The organism is Streptomyces sp. SID13031, from assembly GCF_010548305.1.
Taxonomy (GTDB): Bacteria; Actinomycetota; Actinomycetes; order Propionibacteriales; family Kribbellaceae; genus Kribbella.
Map to the genome: position 1 here is coordinate 20,100 of NZ_JAAGLV010000001.1, position 17,970 is coordinate 38,069.

Annotated in this window: 15 protein-coding genes; 9 read left to right on the top strand and 6 right to left on the bottom strand. The window is 68.3% G+C overall.

All coding sequences use genetic code 11. The features are described from left to right. The first annotated feature begins 61 nt into the window (after positions 1-61). Positions 62-421, top strand: coding sequence for a DUF1801 domain-containing protein (locus G3I17_RS00085; RefSeq protein WP_164592632.1), 360 nt, complete (start codon positions 62-64; stop codon positions 419-421). Here G3I17_RS00085 and G3I17_RS00090 read toward each other — a convergent pair. Next, positions 404-1,630 (bottom strand): SWIM zinc finger family protein, encoded by a 1,227-nt coding sequence (locus G3I17_RS00090; protein ID WP_203589555.1) that lies wholly within the window; start codon positions 1,628-1,630, stop codon positions 404-406. The genes G3I17_RS00085 and G3I17_RS00090 overlap by 18 nt on opposite strands. Then, a complete protein-coding gene (locus G3I17_RS00095) occupies positions 1,623-4,466 on the bottom strand; it encodes a DEAD/DEAH box helicase (protein ID WP_343238173.1) in 2,844 nt (947 codons plus the stop codon). The genes G3I17_RS00090 and G3I17_RS00095 overlap by 8 nt, the downstream gene beginning before the upstream one ends. Positions 4,467-4,698: 232 nt before the next feature. Between G3I17_RS00095 and G3I17_RS00100 the strand changes: the two genes are divergently transcribed. Further along, positions 4,699-5,673, top strand: a complete 975-nt coding sequence (locus tag G3I17_RS00100) for a zinc-binding dehydrogenase (protein WP_164592634.1) — start codon at positions 4,699-4,701, stop codon at positions 5,671-5,673. A gap of 102 nt (positions 5,674-5,775) precedes the next feature. On the opposite strand, the gene G3I17_RS41935 is transcribed toward G3I17_RS00100, so the two are convergent. Next, positions 5,776-6,987, bottom strand: coding sequence for a GGDEF domain-containing protein (locus tag G3I17_RS41935; RefSeq protein WP_203589556.1), 1,212 nt, complete (start codon positions 6,985-6,987; stop codon positions 5,776-5,778). Between the two features lie 248 nt (positions 6,988-7,235). Here G3I17_RS41935 and G3I17_RS00110 point away from each other — a divergent pair, with 248 nt between their 5' ends. Next, positions 7,236-7,421 (top strand): DEAD/DEAH box helicase, encoded by a 186-nt coding sequence (locus G3I17_RS00110; protein ID WP_164592639.1) that lies wholly within the window; start codon positions 7,236-7,238, stop codon positions 7,419-7,421. A gap of 72 nt (positions 7,422-7,493) precedes the next feature. Here G3I17_RS00110 and G3I17_RS00115 read toward each other — a convergent pair whose 3' ends face one another. Beyond that, the gene (locus tag G3I17_RS00115; protein WP_164592641.1) at positions 7,494-8,738 is read right to left on the bottom strand and encodes an MFS transporter; all 1,245 of its coding nucleotides are present in this window, start codon (positions 8,736-8,738) and stop codon (positions 7,494-7,496) included. Between the two features lie 513 nt (positions 8,739-9,251). Here G3I17_RS00115 and G3I17_RS00120 point away from each other — a divergent pair. Then, entirely contained in the window at positions 9,252-11,804 is a 2,553-nt protein-coding gene (locus G3I17_RS00120) for an MXAN_6230/SCO0854 family RING domain-containing protein (protein ID WP_164592643.1), read from the top strand. 47 nt (positions 11,805-11,851) lie between these two features. On the opposite strand, the gene G3I17_RS00125 is transcribed toward G3I17_RS00120, so the two are convergent. Continuing rightward, positions 11,852-12,409 carry a TetR/AcrR family transcriptional regulator gene (locus G3I17_RS00125; RefSeq protein WP_164592645.1) on the bottom strand — a complete coding sequence of 186 codons (558 nt, stop codon included), beginning with the start codon at positions 12,407-12,409 and terminating at the stop codon, positions 11,852-11,854. Positions 12,410-12,492: 83 nt separating this feature from the next. Between G3I17_RS00125 and G3I17_RS00130 the strand changes: the two genes are divergently transcribed. The 5 genes from G3I17_RS00130 to G3I17_RS00150 all read left to right on the top strand — a co-directional run bounded on the left by G3I17_RS00130 (position 12,493) and on the right by G3I17_RS00150 (position 16,993). Further along, a complete protein-coding gene (locus tag G3I17_RS00130) occupies positions 12,493-12,918 on the top strand; it encodes a tautomerase family protein (protein WP_164592648.1) in 426 nt (141 codons plus the stop codon). A 440-nt stretch (positions 12,919-13,358) separates the two neighbouring features. Continuing rightward, positions 13,359-13,664: a hypothetical protein gene (locus G3I17_RS00135; RefSeq protein ID WP_164592650.1), complete on the top strand. Its 306-nt coding sequence runs from the start codon at positions 13,359-13,361 to the stop codon at positions 13,662-13,664. Then, positions 13,661-15,289, top strand: a complete 1,629-nt coding sequence (locus G3I17_RS00140) for an amidase (RefSeq protein ID WP_164592652.1) — start codon at positions 13,661-13,663, stop codon at positions 15,287-15,289. The genes G3I17_RS00135 and G3I17_RS00140 overlap by 4 nt, the downstream gene beginning before the upstream one ends. Before the next feature lie 104 nt (positions 15,290-15,393). Next, on the top strand, positions 15,394-15,894 hold the full coding sequence (locus G3I17_RS00145) for a hypothetical protein (protein ID WP_164592655.1): 501 nt from the start codon (positions 15,394-15,396) through the stop codon (positions 15,892-15,894). 115 nt (positions 15,895-16,009) lie between these two features. Further along, positions 16,010-16,993 carry a type IV toxin-antitoxin system AbiEi family antitoxin domain-containing protein gene (locus G3I17_RS00150; protein ID WP_164592657.1) on the top strand — a complete coding sequence of 328 codons (984 nt, stop codon included), beginning with the start codon at positions 16,010-16,012 and terminating at the stop codon, positions 16,991-16,993. Between the two features lie 38 nt (positions 16,994-17,031). On the opposite strand, the gene G3I17_RS00155 is transcribed toward G3I17_RS00150, so the two are convergent. Next, positions 17,032-17,805, bottom strand: a complete 774-nt coding sequence (locus tag G3I17_RS00155) for a FadR/GntR family transcriptional regulator (protein ID WP_164592659.1) — start codon at positions 17,803-17,805, stop codon at positions 17,032-17,034. Between the last annotated feature and the right edge of the window lie 165 nt (positions 17,806-17,970).

Here is a 17,970-nt window from a genome sequence, read left to right on the forward strand (position 1 = left end):
TTCGCCCCTGGTCGAATGTCTGGTGATTGCCGTGCCGCCCGCCGCCCGGCACGATGGGGTGATGGCGACCAGCGATTTCCAGAGCGTCGACGAGTACATCGCGTCGTTCCCGGCCGAGGTCCAGGTGATTCTGGAGCAGGTACGCCAGACGATCCACGGCGTCGTGCCGGCCGCGGGGGAGAAGATCAGCTACCAGATCCCGACGATCACGCTGGACGGGAAGCAGTTGATGTACTTCAGCGGCTGGAAGAAGCACATCTCGGTGTACCCGATCCCGCCGGTCGAGGGCGAGCTGGCGGCCGCGCTCGAGCCGTATCTGGCCGGCAAGGGCACGCTCAAGTTCCCGCTCGCGGAGCCGATCCCGTACGACCTGATCGCGCGCCTGGCCGAGGCGTTCGTCGCGTCACGGGCGGCCGAGTAGCTCCGCGGGATCCGGCGACGGTGGGGCGCTCAGCATCCAGTCGTTGAACTGTTTGGTGAACAAGTACCAGAGCCCGTCGGGTGCGAGTCTCAGTTGGGCCCGGTCGGCGGTGATCCGGTTGCCGTCCACTACTCCGTCAAGCACCTCCAGCCCTTCCGCCAGGGCGCTTGGGTCGATGTCGTCAGGCAGCTCGGCAGCCGCGGCGAGTCCACCGGCTCCGCCCTCGCGCCAGGCAACCGCCCAACTCGTCAACTGCCTCGCAGTGAGCCCGGCCCGATGTGCCAGGTCGGCCAGGCCCGGCGTACCGAGCAGGCCTGCTGCTCTCCGCGCCAGATCCTGATCGCGGGTGAGGGCCAGCCCGCCATCGCCGTCGCCCGCCGCCAACTCCCAGGCCCGTCGCGCCGCATCGGTCGCCAGCGCGACCAGATCCTTGCCATCGACCCCCGATTGTCGCGGTGGCTCCAGTACCAGTACTGCGGTAGGCGCGCCCGGCTGGTTGAGCGGACGCACCGGGAGCGGGATTGGTCCTAGCGTCCGCGCGAAAGCCGTCTTGGCCACGAGCCCAACTGGTTGCGGCTTGATGGCGAGCGGCTCTGCGCTCACCGAACGGCGGGCTCGGAGTGCCGACAGCAGCTCATCCTTCTGCTTGCCGCGGAGCAACAACAACTCGAACGGATCCTCATCCAACGCGTCTGCGATCAAGTAGCAGACGGCCGCCGAATGCTTGCAGGGAACGGCGAAGTCCGGGCAGTTGCAGTCCGTCCGCACCTCACCCGCGTCGGGCAGCAGCTCAAGACCAACCGCCTGCGCGTCATCTACCAACTCCGGCGGCAACTCTCCGTCGAGCAACGCGGCGACCCGCCCGATCTGCGCCGACACGACGTCGAGCACCGCATCCCACTCGGCATCGTTGAACGCACGGATCTTGACCGTCACCTCGTACGGCGCCACGCGGCTGCCCTGCACACTCGCGCGCACGACACCGGGGTCGACGTTCAGCGCCAGCACGCTGCCCCGCCGCGCATACGACCGCCCACGCCCGAGCCGATTCGGATCAAGCCGAGCCCGATGCTCCAACGCCTCCAGCCATGCCTTCCCCCACCAGGTAGCCCCGAACGGCCGCCGACTCCCCGCCCCCTTCGCCGCCGGCAACCCAGCATTCTCAGCCTCTCGCTCCCGCCACCCCTGCCAGGGCGTCCGCTCATTCATCAGCCATCCCAGGTGCGGGTGCGGGGGTACGGCCAACGGTTGACGGGTTGTAGGCACTGGCGGCGCCCGACTTAGCGGGCGTTGTCGACAGCTCGACCAGCTCTGTCAGTTGGTGGTCCGACAGCTCGCTCAGCCAGGCCTCGCCGGAGCCCACCACGGCATCGGCCAGTTGCCGTTTGGCGGCGATCACGGCGGAGATGCGATCTTCGAGGGTGTTTTCGGTGACCAGGCGATGCACTTGAACTGGGCGGTCCTGGCCGATTCGGTAGGCGCGGTCTGTTGCCTGGTCTTCGACGGCTGGGTTCCACCAGCGGTCGTAGTGCACGACATGTGTCGCCTTCGTCAGCGTCAGCCCGACACCGCCGGCCTTCAGCGACAGCAGGAACACCTGCGCCTCACCCGCCTGGAACTGCTCGACCAACTGCTCCCGCTTCCGCACCCCGACACCACCGTGCAGGAACAACGTCCGCACCTGCCGCGCGGCCAGATGCGACTCGATCAACCGGCACATCTCGACGTACTGGCTGAAGATCAGCACCGACTCGCCCTCGGCCAGGATCACGTCGAGCAGCTCATCCAGCGCCGCCAGCTTCCCTGACCGTCGGGGGAGCGGACCGGGCTCGTGCAGGAACTGCGCCGGATGGTTGCAGACCTGCTTCAGCTGCGTGAGCAGACTCAGCACCAGCCCCCGCCGCGCCATCCCTTCCGCTTCCTCGATCTTGGCGAGCGTCTCCTTCGCCACCGCCTGATAAAGCGTGGCCTGCTCCGAGGTCAGCGGTACGACGACGTCGTGCTCGGTCTTCTGCGGCAACTCCGGCGCGATCCCCGGATCACTCTTCTTCCGTCGCAACAGGAACGGCCGGGTCACCCGCGCCAGCCGGGCCGTCGCCTCCTCATCGTGATACCGCTCTACCGGTACTGCGACGTCGTGCCGGAACCGATCCAGCGTCCCGAGCAACCCCGGCGCAGCCCAGTCCAGGATCGACCAGAGCTCCGACAACCGGTTCTCCACCGGCGTACCGGTCAACGCCAACCTGGTTGCTGCAGGCAACGTCCGCAACGCGCGAGCCGTCCGGGACAAGGGATTCTTCGCATGTTGCGCCTCATCCGCGACCGCGAGCCCCCAGAAGATCTCGCCCAGCACCCGATGGTCCTGACGCACCACTCCGTATGTCGTCAGCACCACCTCGTCGGGAGCGATCTCCGACAAGGACCGCCCAGCCCCGTGGTACCGCCGTACCGGAACGTCAGGCGCGAACTTCATCAGCTCCCGCTCCCACGTCCCGAGCAAGGTCGACGGGCAGACCACCAGCGTCGGCCCCCGACCGCGCTGCGACAGCTGGAGATGCAGCGCGATCACCTGGATCGTCTTGCCCAACCCCATGTCATCCGCCAGGCACCCGCCGAACCCGAGCTCGGCCAGTTGCGCCATCCACGCGACTCCTCGGCGCTGGTAGTCGCGCAACGTCGCGCGCAATCCCACCGGCTCGGCCATCGGCTCCGGCTGCTCGGCGGCGCGGAGTCGCTCGACCATCAGCTGCAACGAACCGTCCGCGTCGAAGGCGACCGGCTCACCGTCGACCTCCAGCGACCCCGTCAACGCAGCCCCGAGCGCCTCGGCACCACTGAGCTTCCGCGATCCACCGCGGCGCAACTTGCGGACCAGCTCCTGATCGATCCGCACCCACCGCCCGCGCATTCGGATCATCGGCCGCTTCGCCTCGGCCAGCGCAGCGACCTCCGCCTCGGTCAGCTCCTGCCCATCGAGCGTCGGCCGCCAGCGGAAAGCCAGCAGATCGGTCAGGCTGAAGTCAGGACCGGTCACCGCACCCGGCGTCGGCGTCGCCTGCACAGCACCGCGCAGCGCGAGCTCACCCGCGAACAACTCAGCCGGCCACAACACCTCGATCCCAGCCCCGTCGAGCGCGTCACTGTCGCCGGCCAACTCGTCCAGCGCCTCATCGCCGACCGGCACCTCAGCCGGAGCGGCATCCCTCAGCGCAGCCCCGAGCGGTGGCCAAACCCGAGCCCCGCGACGCAAAGCCAGCAAGAGATCCGTCTCGGCTCGCTCACCCAACGCGGCCAGTACTGCGGGCGGCGCGTTCCACACGTCGGCGACATCGACTAGCAGACTCGGATCCACGCCGCTGCGCAGTTGCAGCACGGCCCTGAACTCGGAGTCATCCTCAGGTGGCTCGATCCGCAGCACCAGTCGCGCGCCGGCCTGCTCGCTCCGCGCAGTCTCCTCGAGCCATGCCGTCGACCCGGTCAACTCGATCGGCTCGACATCGGCAAAAGCAGCCGCACCACCCCGTACTGCGACTGCCGCGGCGGGCGTTCGCACCAACGTGTCGGCCAGCGCGTCCCAGAAGGCACGGACGAGTTGCTCCGGGTCGACCAACCGGAGCGGCCGTGACCCTTCGATCGCCAGTGCGTGCCCGTGCGCAGGCATCGCCGCCGCCAGATTCCGCAACCAGCCATGGTCAGCCGGATCCAGCGGCGCCACCCGCCAAGCGCCGTAACCAGCCGGGCTCTTGTCCGGCACCAACCGCCCACGCCCGATCAATCCCACGCCGGCCAACGCAGCGGCCGCCCAGGCCCGCAAACTGGGCGACTCCCCACCAGGTAGTCCGTCGGCCGACCGCAGCAGGAAGGCCAGCCCTTCCTCCACATTGAGGGTCAGCGCCGGCACCTGCGCCCGGCGAATTTGCTCGCCGCGCGGAAGTACCAACTCGACCTTCTCCTGCGCGACCAGGCCGGCGGCGGCGAGGTCGCCGTACAGCACCAAGCGGCCCGCTCGCGGCGGGTCGGCGGGTGAGAACGTGACCTCCAACACCCCACGAACCCTACCGACCACCGCCGACATCGCAGATTCCGTCATCCACAGGCCGCCCAGCCCCCTTCCTCCGCAGAACTTTGTGCACGACTTGAGCATCTGGCCGCCCCCGATTTGCTCAGCTGGAGCACAGAGTGGATCCAAGGGGTGAGAGGGGCCGAGCTTGACCTGAACCTTCGTTGAGGTTGCAGGGTCGATTGCAACATCGGCGACGACGAAGGGATGCGGACCCATGCGGGCAGCAGTAGTGACGAAGTTCGGCGGCGCGGACGTCATCGAAGTACAGGATTGGCCGGAACCGGTCGCCGGCCCTGGGCAGGTGCTCGTCGACATCGAGCTGACCGACCTCATCTTCGTCGAGACGGCGATCCGGAAGGGGCTGCACGGCGGCTTCTTCGACGTGAAACCGCCGTATGTGCCGGGCAACTCGTTCGGCGGCGTAGTGCGGTCGGTCGGCCCGGACGTCGACGAGAAGTGGATCGGCCGGACGGTGATCGGCCGGACCGTCGACTTCGGCGCGCATGCGGAAGTAGGAGTCGCGGCCGTCGAGAAGCTCGTCGAAATACCGGCAGACCTGAATCTGGAAGTGGCGGTGGCGGCCGTCGTTGACGGCACCACCACGCTCCTCCTCGAACGGCTGGCGCCGGCCCTGCAAGGCAAAGAGGTCCTGATCACCGCCGCGGCTGGTGGCATGGGCGTCCTGCTGGTCCAGGTCGCGCACAAGGCCGGCGCCCACGTGATCGCCGCGGCGCGCGGCCAGGCCAAGCTCGATCTAGTCAAGGCCCAGGGCGCCGACGTCGTGATCGACTACTCGGTCGAGGGCTGGGAGAAACTGGTGCTAGAGGCAACGAATGACGAGGGCATCAACATCGCGTTCGACGGCGCCGGCGGCGAGCTCGGGGCGACCGCGTTCGGCGTCTTGAAGGATGGCGGCTGGTTCTCCGCGCACGGTGCGCCGAGCGGCGGTTTCGCGGCGTACGACCCGGCAGACGCCGAGCGCCGCGGCATCACCGTGAAGGGGATCGCGGACCTGCGCGTCGACAGGAACAACCTCGCCATCAGCGGCGAGGACGTGCTGGAGCGGGTACTGCGAGGCGACCTCATCCCGGTGATCGACCGGACCTTCGCCCTCGATCAGCTCGGCGAGGCGCACACCGCGGTCGAGTCGCGGTCACTGCTTGGTAAGGCTTTGATCAGGATCCGATGACCTTCGGTTAGACCGATCCCTCCTTGGGGCAGTGGTTCCAGTAATGGCAACCAGCGCCTCGAGGAGGGCTGACCCATGTCGCTCAGTGAGGCAGTACCACGGTCAGTTGTCGCCGACGGGCTGGTCGGCGCGCTCGCCCACGGCCGGCGGGAGCGGTCGCGCGGTGACGATCGTGTTCCGCCCGGTCCGCTTCGCGGTGAGCAGCGCGTTGTCGGCGGCCAGGATCAACTGGTCCATCGTCGCCGCCACCTCTGGGTAGACCGCGGCACCGAACGACGCCGGTACGCCGGTGATGGTCGTCTTCGACGTCCCCGTCGTACTGACCGAGACGGTCAGGGCGGCCAGTCGGTCCCTGATCCGCTCCGCGACCTCCAGCACCTCGGTCTCCGAGGCACCGGGCAGCAGCACGGCCAGCTCGTCGCCGCCTACGCGCGCGACCAGGTCACCCTGGCGCACCTCGGCCCGGACGCTCTCACCGACCGCCTTCAGCGCCTGGTCACCCGCCGGGTGCCCGTAGGTGTCGTTGATCTCCTTGAACTTGTCCAGGTCGAGCATCAGCAGCCCGACCGTACTGCGCAGCGTCTCGGCGCGGGCGAGCTCCACCGGCACCGCGCTGGCCCAGTACGACGAGGTGGCGAGCCCGGTCTTCACATCCGTCGCGGCCGCCCGCTGGTACTGCGGGAGCAGCAGGTCTCGGTGCAGCGCGAGCACGGTCACCATCAGCACGGGGACGACCCATGGGTATGACGTCTGCATCGCGGCGATCGCCACCCCCAGGCCCAGGCCGGCGCAGACGACCAGTTGGTCGGACAGTTCGCCCAGCGCTTGGCGGGCGGTCGCCTCCGGGGAGGCGAGCAGGATCGCGCCGATCACGAGCGCGTAGTTGACCAGCCACCAGGTCGCCGCGGCGGCGATCACGACGAGCAGGGACCAGAGGCCTGTCGGTACGCGCGGCTCGGTGAGCAGGCCGCCGGCGCGCAGTACGGCAGCAGTAGCGGCGCTGGCCAGGACGTAGGTGGCCGTGGAGAAGATCTTGCGGTGGGCAACTGTCCGTCCGTACACGCGGAACCACGAGTACAGGTACGACATGACGATCAGCGGGATCACCAGGGACAGCGGCAGGAGCAGCAGGCTGGCGAAGACCCACAGGCACTTCAGGTTCGTGTGGGGCGAGGTGTTGGCGGCCATCTCCCGGCGCCGCTCGATCCCGCGGGCCGACTCCAGGTGCAGCGTCGAGGCGACGGCCAGGACGGCGAACGCGGCCCACTCCGAGGAGCTGACGCCGGCGTTGGGTCCGGTCAGTGTCGAGCGCACGGCCAGTGTGGTAATTGTGACCGCGATCAAATCAATCGCAATCACATATCCGAGCGCCGCGGGCGGTAACGACCAGAGCTTCCATTGCCGGGGTGGCACGAAGGCACTCCGACCGATCAGAATCATCATGAGCCTCACACAAGTCGACCTGAGCGGTTATGCGTACATCGTAACGGCCTGTTCACGTCAGGTCACCCCTGTGTCCGGATTCATTGAACGGACGAAACCTCCATCGAAGGGTCGAGATCATGAGCAAGGCAGCGCGTCAGACCAGTACCGGCAACGACTGGTTCAGCGGCGGCAACGACTGGTTCCACGGGGGAAATGACTGGTTCACGGGCGGTAACGACTGGTTCACCGGGGGTGGGAACGACTGGTTCACCGGTGGCAACGACTGGTTCGTCCCGGCCGCCGGCGGCGGTAACGACTGGTGACGAAAAGTAAATCTTTACTCTTCCTTTACGGTTGGCCGGGCTGATTTCCCGGCCGAGCTTTCAGGATTCGATTTACCGGGACTTTACGGACCCGACCGGAATTCGGCGGGCGCGCCGCCAGGCAGCGCCCGCCGCGACCGCCACCAATGCGCCGGCAGCGCCCATGACGGCCAATGCCAGCGATGGTTTGAATCGCTCGGCCAGCACCCCGGCGAGCAGGATGCCGAGGCCCTGACTGCTCTTCAGCGCCGTACTCGCGACGCCGAACGCCTGGCCCCGCTGATGGTCGGGCACTGCCTGGACGAAGCTCGCGCTGGCCGGCAGGTGGTAGGCCGAGGCGGCGCCGGACAGCCCCCAGAGCAGCACTGTGATGGGCAAACCTGGCTGGAGGGCGCAAAACACCAACGGAACGCAGGCGGCGACGGCCAGCGGCCCCAGGAATCGCATCCGCCGTTCGGGTGACCACAGGGTGATAAGCCACATGCCGAGGACGGCGCCGGCGGGCTGGGCGGCCAGCAGTAGCCCGGCTGCCTTCGGCCCGCCACCGATCTCGGCGGCGTAGGGGACCGCCAGGCCCTCCACGGTGACGTAGAACCCGGCGACGGTTGCCAGAACCACCAGAGCCCGCAGGCGCGGAGTACGGGCTACTAGGGACGCTCCTGCGACCAGGTCCTTGAAGTAGCTGCGTCTGGGCTCGTCCTCGGCCGCCTGTGCCTGTGCTGGTGCTGGGCGGCTGCGCACGCCGAAAGCGATGAACGCGGCGGACAGCAGGAAGGTCACCGAATCCAGCAATAGGCCACCGGAGGTCCCTACTGCGACCACTACGAGCCCGCCGGTACCGAAGCCGAGCACCTGGCTGAACTGGACGACCATGTCGTTCGCGGCCTTGCCCAGGACGTAATGGTCGCCTGGCAGTACCACCGGGAGGGTGGCGGCTCGTGCGGCGTTGAACGGGGAGCCGAAGGCCTGCAGCGCGACCAGCAGCAGGATGACCGCCAGCAGCGGCAACGCGTTGATCGCCATCGCGGCTACCAGTACTGCCCGCGCCAGGTCCGTGACGATCATTACGCGGCGCCGCGGGTAGCGGTCGGCGAACCCGGCCAGCAGCGGCCCGAAGACCAGATCGGGAACGTAGGTGAGGGCGTAGGTGAGCGCGGTCAGGCCGGCCGACTGGGTTCGATCGAACACCAGCACGGACAGCGCGACCCGGGCGAGCTGGTCGCCGATCACAGACAGCACACCGGCCATGAACAGAGCGCGGAACTCGGCATGCCCGAAGACATCCCGCCAGCGCGCTTTCGCCACCACTCCCACCATGTCGGAGACCATAACCACTATCCGTGGCCTGACACCTCCAGCCCGTGATACCGAGGGTTTCCCTGCACGGGGGATCAGCGCCGGTGTGATCGATCGCACGGTGGTTGGTCAGTACCAGCAATGGCACTGGTGTGCTGCATACAAGGGTTTGAAGGGGCAAATCAGTGCCAAAAGTGGCAACCGGTGAGGCGTCGCTTGTCCGACGCCTCTATCCTGGAGTTGTCTGGTACCGGGGTCTGGGCGGGGCGGCCCCGACCCTGGTGCCGGACTTCTTTTGCGCCCGGGCAATCTGCCCCGGCGGCCTACCGGATCGACGGCCGAACTGACCGGCTGGATCTGTAGCGAAACTGTCGGTGGGGCCCGGTAGCGTTCTTCTTGCCAGGGGCGGCTCCTGGGCGTGCTTCCTTCTCCTTCACCAAGGCATGTAGCGCGTCCGCTCCCCGCCCCTGGCAGCTCTGTCCATGACGGCTTTCGCCCGCGCGCCGGGCAGCTGTCGCCTTCGGGGAGGCCGCGATGCCTGACTTGCTTGCCGCCGTGCTGTTGCGACGCCGGCGCTTGGTCGACGCAAGTCGCCTAACCCCGCCCGTACGCCGCTCCGCCTGGCAATGGTTGCGCCGACCGCTGACGACTCAGGCCGGGCTGGCCGCGTTGCAGGCCGACCTGATCCAGCGTGGACTGCTGCTGTCGGCCGGCCTCTATCGCCACTGCTCCGGGTTGAGCCCATTAGCTCTGGCAGGGCTGGGCAACGCGATGCTCGACCTGCTCGATCAGGAGTCGGGGGCGGACGCTTCGCACGTGCCCCTCTTCCGCGGCTTCCCCGAAAGCGTGCCGGGCAATACCGAGACCTTCTACATCGATCGTGTGTTCGCCCGGCTGCTGCAAGAGCCCGAGCAGCCGTGCGTGCTGTGTGGCGAGGCGAAGACGGTTCATCCGGTATCGCCTTGTGCGCATCTGGTCTGCCGGTCGTGCTGGGACGGCTCCGACTTCAGTGCCTGCCCGCTGTGCTTGCGTCGGATCGATCCCGACGATCCGTTCCTGCAGCCGTCGTTCGACGAGGTGCCGCCGGCGGGTGCTGCAGATCGCTTGCGGTTGCTGGCATTGGCGCCCGCTGACGCTGCGCGGAGTACGGCGACTGATTTGCTCGCTCGACGTGCGGCGTTGTCGGCCGCCGACCGCTCGGATCTCGTCGTCCTGCTGGCCGAGGCGGATCCGAGCTGGCTTCCCCCGAGCATCCCGGTGCGCGAGACTCGTGCGCTGGTGCTCGCCGAGTTGATGCCGCGCTTTCCTGCCCTGGTTGACGAGCTCGTCCAGACAGCGGCCGACGCGCTGCGCCTGCTCTACGCGTTGATGGGCGCCGATCCAGGGCTCCGGACCCCGCCGGTACGACGCCAATCGTTGCCGCGGGCGACTCGGCGTACGGTGCTGGCCAGGCTCGATCGCCTGCCGGTCGAGTTGCTCGTCGAGGACATGTTGCGGCACGAGCGCGAGTGGAAGCGGATCGCGGAAAACCTGCACCCGTTCGAGTTCGCGACCCGCTACCCGGTGGCGGCGTTGGCCTTTGTTGTACTGCGCCGGACCCGGGTGGATGCGACGAGTGCTGTCGGGCGCGCTGTGCTGAGCGAGGCGGCTCGTCAGCCGCTGATCCGGGTGGAGGACGGCCGGCTCAGGATGAACACGTTCGCGAGCCGGGTCGAGGGTGCGTTCACCTATGGCCGGCCGGAGTTGGCGCTCGACCTGTTGCGAGGGCGGCCGGGGGAGTTGCTGCGCCGGCTCGTCCAGCTGGTTCGCGCGTTGCCACCGGAGGCGCACACCACGCTGGTCGACGCTGTCACGACAGCCGTGTCTGACGTGTCGCCCGTCGTGCTGACCGCGGCGCTCGGCCAGGTGCGTACGCCACCAGGGGATCTGCGACTGTTCTTCCCGCGCGGAGGGACAACTCGGATCTGGACCACCGTGGACGAGCGAGACCCGTTGCCAGTCGAGCTGGCCGCGGCGCTGGGCGCAGTACTGGTGGGGGAGTTGTTGCGCCGGGCAACGGCTTTGCCGCGGGTCCGGCGGGCGTTCCTGGACGAGGAGTTGTCCCGGCTGGCGGCGCCCGGGTCGGAGCGGAGTGCGTCCTCGTCGCTGCTGCGGATGACGCGCGGCAGCTCGCAACCGATCCCGCCGGACGACTTGTTGCGGCTGTTCCTGCACTGGGTCGAGCCCGAGGGGCGGCGGGTGGATCTCGATCTGTCCGTTGCAGTGTTCGACGAGGAGTGGCGGTTCGTCGGGCTCTGCGACTACACGCGATACCGGTTCGACCAGGACGCGCTGGTGCACTCAGGCGATCTCACGTCGGCGCCCGGCCCGCTGGGTGCGACCGAGTTCGTCGACCTGGATCTCGTCGCGGTGGCGCGCGTCGGCGGGCGGTACGTGCTGCCAGTGGTGTTCAGCTACAACGATGTCGCTTTCGAGCATCTCGAGCGCGGGTTCGCCGGGGTGATGCGGAAGCCGTCGGGGCTGTTCGATCCGGCGTCGGTCGAGGAGCGGTTCGACCTGACCGGGCCGGCGAAGATCCTGCTGCCGTTCGGCATCGACCTGCGCACGAAGGAGCTGCGCTGGTACGACGTGAACCTCAGCGCCGCCGGGTACGGGCACAACATCGCGCGGTACGGCGGCCACATCGCGCTGATGGCGGCGGCGACGGAAGAGGTCCACGGCGCCGGCGATCGGGTGAGCCTGTGGGAGCTGTCCTGCTGGCACGCGGCCGCTCGTACCAACGAGGTGGTCGTCCGCTGTGCCGACGATTCGATCGTCGGCTACCTACGCGGCGAGACCGAAGATATAGCCGATTTCGCCCGCCGACTGACGGCCCGCCTGGAGCCAGACCGCGACTGGGACCTCGACGCCGCCAACCGCGCCGACTTCGTCGCAGTCATCAACGGCGACATAGACCCCAAATCAGGCGCCGAGGTCTACGCCCTCCACCCCCACCTACTAGACCCATCCAACCTGAACCTCGTAGACGCCCCCCACCTCCTATCAACCCTCACCCCAGACACCCGAGCCCCCCTCCCCACCCACTGACTCAGGCCCCCGACCCGCGGATGGCGCCACGCGGCGTACCGGTCGGTCTAGCTGGCTTGGCGGATCTGCTCGATCAGGGCTGAGGCGACCAGCTCGAACGGTGCCAGGTCTTGTTCGGCGCGGGCCATGACGACTGCTCCTTCGGAGGCGGCGAGTAGCGCGGCTGCGTACTTCGCGCCGTCCTCGGCACTCAACCCGCCTTGCACCAGCAGGTCGGCGAGCCCGGAACGCCAACGGCGGAAGGCATTTGCGGCATGTTCGCGCAGCTCAGGCGAGTCGGTCGCGACAGTCACGGCCAGCAGCGAACACCCCGCCCGAAGCTCCGACCTCACCAGCAACGCCCGCCACCCACCGATGAACAACTCGGCCACCTCCACAGCCGACGCCCCCGCCTTCGTCTGCAGCAGCTCGAGCGCCCGCGTCGTCGCCAGGTCCAGCGCCTCGGCGACCAACTGATCCTTGCCGCCGGGGAAGTGGTGATAAACCGACCCGCGCGGCGCGCCGGTCAGCTCAAGCACCTCCGAGAAGGACGCACCCTGCAGCCCGCGCTGAGCGAGCAGCACGATCGCGCCCTCGATCATCCGGGTCCGGACCTCGTTCGCCATGCCACCTCGTTCCTTGACTATGACGGCCATCATAATCTACCGTCCGCTATGACGATCGTCATAATCCTCCGAAGGAGCCCGCCATGCCCATGATCGACGTCTACGCCCCCGCCGACCTGCTCTCCGCCGACGCGGACAGTCCCCTCGGCGACGAACTGACCCACGCCGTACTCCGCGCCGAAGGCGTCGCAAAGCCGGGCGCCTTCCACCTGGACAACACAGCCGCCTTCATCCACCGACTCCCGAGCGCAGCGGTCTCCGTCGCGAGTTCCGCGTCCGCCCGCGTCGTCCGGGTGCAGATCATCACGCCCCCCGGCTCGCTGAACCGCGACGGCCAGAAGCAGATCGTCCGCGAGGCGACCGAGATCGTCGCCAAATTCGTCACCGACCCCGCAACCCGCACCTGGGTCATCCTCACCGAGGCGGCCGAAGGCGGCTGGGGCATGGGCGGCACTGCCTTCGGCGTCGAGGAGTTCACCGCCCTGGCAACCAAAGCTGCCAGTGCCTGACGCTGCTCCGGCAGTGACCAAGACACCGCCAAGATTCGGACGCACTCCAGAACGCGCCGGCGCCGGGCACGACGAAGTGTGGGTCAGACCCGCTCAGGTTCGGGCGCACCCCTCCAACGGAGCGAGTACCCGCCGCTGCCCCCTCCGCACCGCCGCCTCGCAAACGTCTCGGGGGTTAACCCCCCAGAGGGTGGGTTGCCCCCTCGGAATCTGGCCGGGCAACCCACCGTCTGAGGGGTTAACCCCCGATAGGCGCTGGGGTGGAAGGGCGCACCCCTCCGGCCGGTTTCCGGCCGGCGCGCGCAAGTGCTGCGGTCGGGAGCGCCGTCGTGAGGAGGCGGGGAGGCTTAACATCCCTGCGACCTCAGCGAAATGTGGCGGCGTACATGTCGTGACATAAAAAGTCTGCAGATTCCGCCGCAGACCTGAGGAGTACTCCGGTGACGTTGAGCCAACCCACGGACGCCGAGCTGGACGTGATGATCCGCGCGCGTCTCGCCTCGATCGGTATCGATCTCGACCAGCTCCCACCCGGCACCCAACCGGATCCGGAGACGGGCAGCCCCGGCCGCGACACCGCGCTGGCCGGCCTGCGCAGTTTCGTCCGGACGACGGTCGTCCCGCTCGGCGCCTACCAGTTCGCAGTACCGGGGGTAGAAGGCGACGAGGACCGCGCTGCTCTGGCGCAACAACTCTCGCCGCCGTCGCTCTACCCGTCCATCGACGTCAAGCGGCAGGCACGATGACGAGCCCGGCAAGCCGCGCGGACGCCCCCGCAGACGGCCCCATGGACACCCGCGTCGACCGGCGGTCCTTCCTCCACCGAGCCAGCGCACTGGCAGCGGTCGCGACCGTCGGCACCGTCGCCCTGCCGTCGGTCGCGTACGCAGGCCCAGCCACCGCCCCGACGCTCGACAACCTCACCGCCCCCGTACGGCCGGAAGCCCAACTCGACGTCACCGAACTGACGATCGCCGAAGCCGCAACGCTCATCCGCAACGGACGGCTGAAGCCCGAGGCGCTGCTGGAGGCCTACCTCGCCCGCATCAGCAAGTTCGACGGCATCTACCAGGCGTTCAACCTGGTCCTCGCCGACGAAGCGCTCGCCCGCGCGAAATCGCTCGGCCGGTCGCGTGGCGGCGCACTGCACGGCATCCCGCTCGCGATCAAGGACAACTACTACACGCGCGGCATCCCGACGACGGCGAACTCCTTCCTGTTCGAGAAGTTCGTCCCGCCCTTCGACGCGACCGCGGTACGCCGACTGACGGCGGCCGGCGGCATCGTCCTCGGCAAGACCCAGATGGGCCCGCTGGCCACGACCCGCGCGACCACACCGGACGGCCGGATCACCACGGTCAACGCTTGGACGCCCGCGGATCCGAGTACCGACCCGGGCGGCTCCTCCTCCGGATCAGCAACCGCCGTCGCGTCGCGGATGGCGACCTCAAGCGTCGGCACGCAAACCGGTGGCTCGATCACCGCGCCGTCGAACGCGCAGAACCTGACCGGCCTGAAACCCACGATGGGCCGCGTCTCCCTGTACGGCATCGTGCCGCTCAGCTACACCCGCGACCACCCCGGCCCGCTCGCCCGGGACGCCAAAGACGCCGCGATCATGCTGACCGCGATGGCCGGCGAAGACCCGAACGACCCCCGCACGCAAGGCCTGCCACCCGTCCCCGACCTGATCACCGCCGCAACCCCGGTACTACGAGGTCGCAAAGTCCGCGTCCGTTGGAAGACCAGGGTCGGCGTGATCCCCGGCTTCACGAGCGGGACAACTGAGGTGGCGGCTGCCCGTCGAGCGGCCCTGGACACGCTGGCCGGCGTGCAGGACCTCCGCGTCGTCGACGTGACGCTGCCCGACGAGTGGGACGTCCTGACCAATGCCGCCTTCAACAACGTGCGGCTGCCCGAGCGCAGCGAGCCATTCATGCCGATGTTGCGCGCCGACCTTCGCGGCTTCGGCGTCTCGGTGACGGGCTGGCTGCAGGGCGCGCTGCTCGGCGCCGACGAGTACCTGACCGGCCAGCGCGCGAAGGTGCTGTTGCTGCGACGGGTGCTGGACGACTTGTTCGAGCAGTGTGACGTCGTGGTGCAGATCAGTCCCACCCCGTTCGACGCGATCGGGCTTCCGGAGCTGGCCCTGCCGATCGGGTTCAGCGCGGCAGGAATCCCGATCGGGACGATTCTGGGTGGCAAACCCTTCGGCGAGGATCGGTTGCTGGCCGTCGCGGCTGCCTATCAGGCGGTGACCGACTGGCATCAGCGGCGGCCGGTCGACCCGGAGGGCGTAGTACGGGCGAGGGCGGCCGGGCAGGATCGCGGGCGGATCCGGGCGGAGGACGTTCCTGAGCTCATGCAATGAGCTTTGTGAGAGTTCGATGACTTTTGTGCCGCGAGTTCGGCGATCATGCCTGCGGATCCTGGTGTACGGGGTTACAAAGGAAGTGTCGGCGAAGGGAGCCACGAATGACGTACGACGTGGTGGTGCTCATCGAACGGGAGATGAGCGAGGGCGACGCGCGAAGGGTCGCCGCCCTGCATGCAAGGCACGAGGAGACGGTGGACTACCACCTGCTGGTCTCCAGTCACCCCACCGAGGGTCTCGGCGGACCGATGGCGTTGCTGGGTTCCAGCTTCGCAGCGGTCGCCGGCTTGCCCCCCGGGCTCAGTCCGGGCAGGACGACGACTGCGACGGCCCTGGCCGATCCGCAGTTCGACCTGGCCTCGGTGATCGAGCACAGCTCACGAAGACTCCGCGGCCGCAACGACTGCCGGGTCAACGTCTCCATCACCCACGGCGAGATCCTGCTGGCCCTGAGAACCATGGTCACCAGCACCAAGAGCCAGGAGGTGGTAGTTGTCGCCTGGCCCGAAACAGTAGCCCGCTTCCTGTGCTCCGACTGGGCCCACAACGCCCGCCGGGAACTCAACATCCCCCGAATCCGAGTCCTGGAACACGCCGACTAGCGCCTTGTTGTACCGCTGGCGTGATCTAGCAAGCCAGCGGTACAACAAACAGCGTTCGTCCACAGGTTTCAACCGCCGCGCCTGCGGGCCAGGTGACGACGGCATGTTCTCCGGTATGAACAGAAATCTGGCGACGACGGCCGCTGAGCGAGGCGGCTGGTTCGAGCGCGCGGACGCCCACGCGGCCGGCTACGACGACAACGACCTCCGGGCCCGCGTTCGCGCCGGGCGATGGGTCCGATTGTGCCGCGGCGCGTATGCCGAGTTGCGCGAGGACCACCAATCCCGCCCCGAGTGGGACCAGGCGAGGTGGTTGCATCTCCGTGCGGCAAAGGCGTTCTATCACCGCCTCGGCGGTCGCGCGGTGGTCAGCCATCAGTCCGCCGCGCTACTGCATGGGATCGAGGTGACCGACCTCGACCTGGGCCGCGTTCACCTGACCAGGCTGTCCGGCCTCGGCAGATCCGGTACTGCGGTATGCCAGCACGCGCCTCGCCCTCCTGTACTGGAGTCGGTCGTGTTGGGTGGCGTGCGGTTGACCCCGGCCCCGCGCGCAGTGGTGGAGGCGATCCTCCTGACCACCTACCCGGTCGCAGTATCAGTGGTCGACGAAGCCCTCCGAAGAGGGCTGGCGACACCGGCGGGGCTCGTCGATGCGCTTGAGCTGTTCAGGAATCGCACCGGCATCGGCCCGGCGACCCGAGCGGTGCTGTTCGGCGACGGCCGCTCCGAGTCCGTCGGCGAGTCCCGCTTGAGGGTGCTGATGGCAGATCTCGGTCTGCCCGCTCCGCTTCCGCAGGCCGAGATCCGGGATGAGCTGGGTGGGTTGGTAGGGCGAGTCGACTTCTTGCTTGCGGACAGTGGGGTGATCGTCGAGTTCGACGGCGCCCTCAAGTACGCGGGCACGAGTGCCCTGCCGCTCGTACGGGAGAAGCAACGCGAGGATGCCCTCCGCGATCTCGGCTACGAGGTAGTCCGCGCCACCTGGGCCGACCTCGCCCGCCCTGATGGGTTTGCCCGGCGCATCCGGTCGGCGACCCGGCGCGCGGCGGACCGGCGTACGCCGATGGCAGGTTCTGTTACCGCTAGCGGGAAGTAGCGCGCCAGCGGTACGACAAGCCGCTAGTGGGCCGTCGGTCAGTCGTCGATCAGAGCCCGGAGGGGGTCTCGCTCTGGGGCGGGGACGTAGGTGGCGTAGTAGTCGTAGAGGTTTTGGCGGGCTAGGCGGGCGGCGGCGTGGCCGTTGCCCGTGCGGATCGCCTCGACCACCTCGGCGTGGTGCTGGAGGGATTCGAGCATCAGGGCGCGGCTGTTCGTCGCGTGGGCGATCTTGTCCGAGATCAGACTCAGTACTACGCCGCGCACGACCTCGTTGCAGGTCTGCAGCAGGGAGTTGCGGCTGACTCGCGCGACTGCCTCGTGGAACGCGACGTCGGCTTCGCTGAAGGCGGTGAAATCGACGTCGATCGCCGCGCGCATTGCGACGAGCGTTTCGTCCATCTCGGCGAGCTGCTCGTCGGTGCGCAGGCGCGAGGCGAGCTGGATCGCCGCGCCGTCCATGATCATCCGGAAGGCGATCAGCTCGCTCAGCGTCAACTCGTCGACCCGGGCGAGCCGTGTCATCTGCTTGCGCAGCGGGCCCTGGGAGAACGGCAGGATCTCCGGGCCGTTCGGATCGCCCGGCCGGGAGCGGACGATGCCGTTGCTCTCGAGGACCCTGAGTGCCTCCCGCACGGTCGACCGGCTGACGGCGAACTGGGTCACCAGTTCACGCTCGCTGGGCAGCCGCTGACCGGGGGAGAGGTCGCCGCGGACGAGCGCGTCCTCGATCTGCTCGACGATCCGCTGGTACGCGCGAACCGTCTGCACCGGCTGGAACCGCGGCGGCTGATCCTGCGCCTGTTTTGCCATCCCACACCTTCCCGCACCTCTTTTGCCTTGACAGTCCGCCCGGCAGCGATAAACCTAGTGGCCTATTGGTACCTAGTCCACTGGTCCGACCAGTTACGGCTGCGCTGGCATCGCGAGTTCACCGGCGATCCGCCGCAGTCCGTACGCCGGCGGGCAGGCAAAATG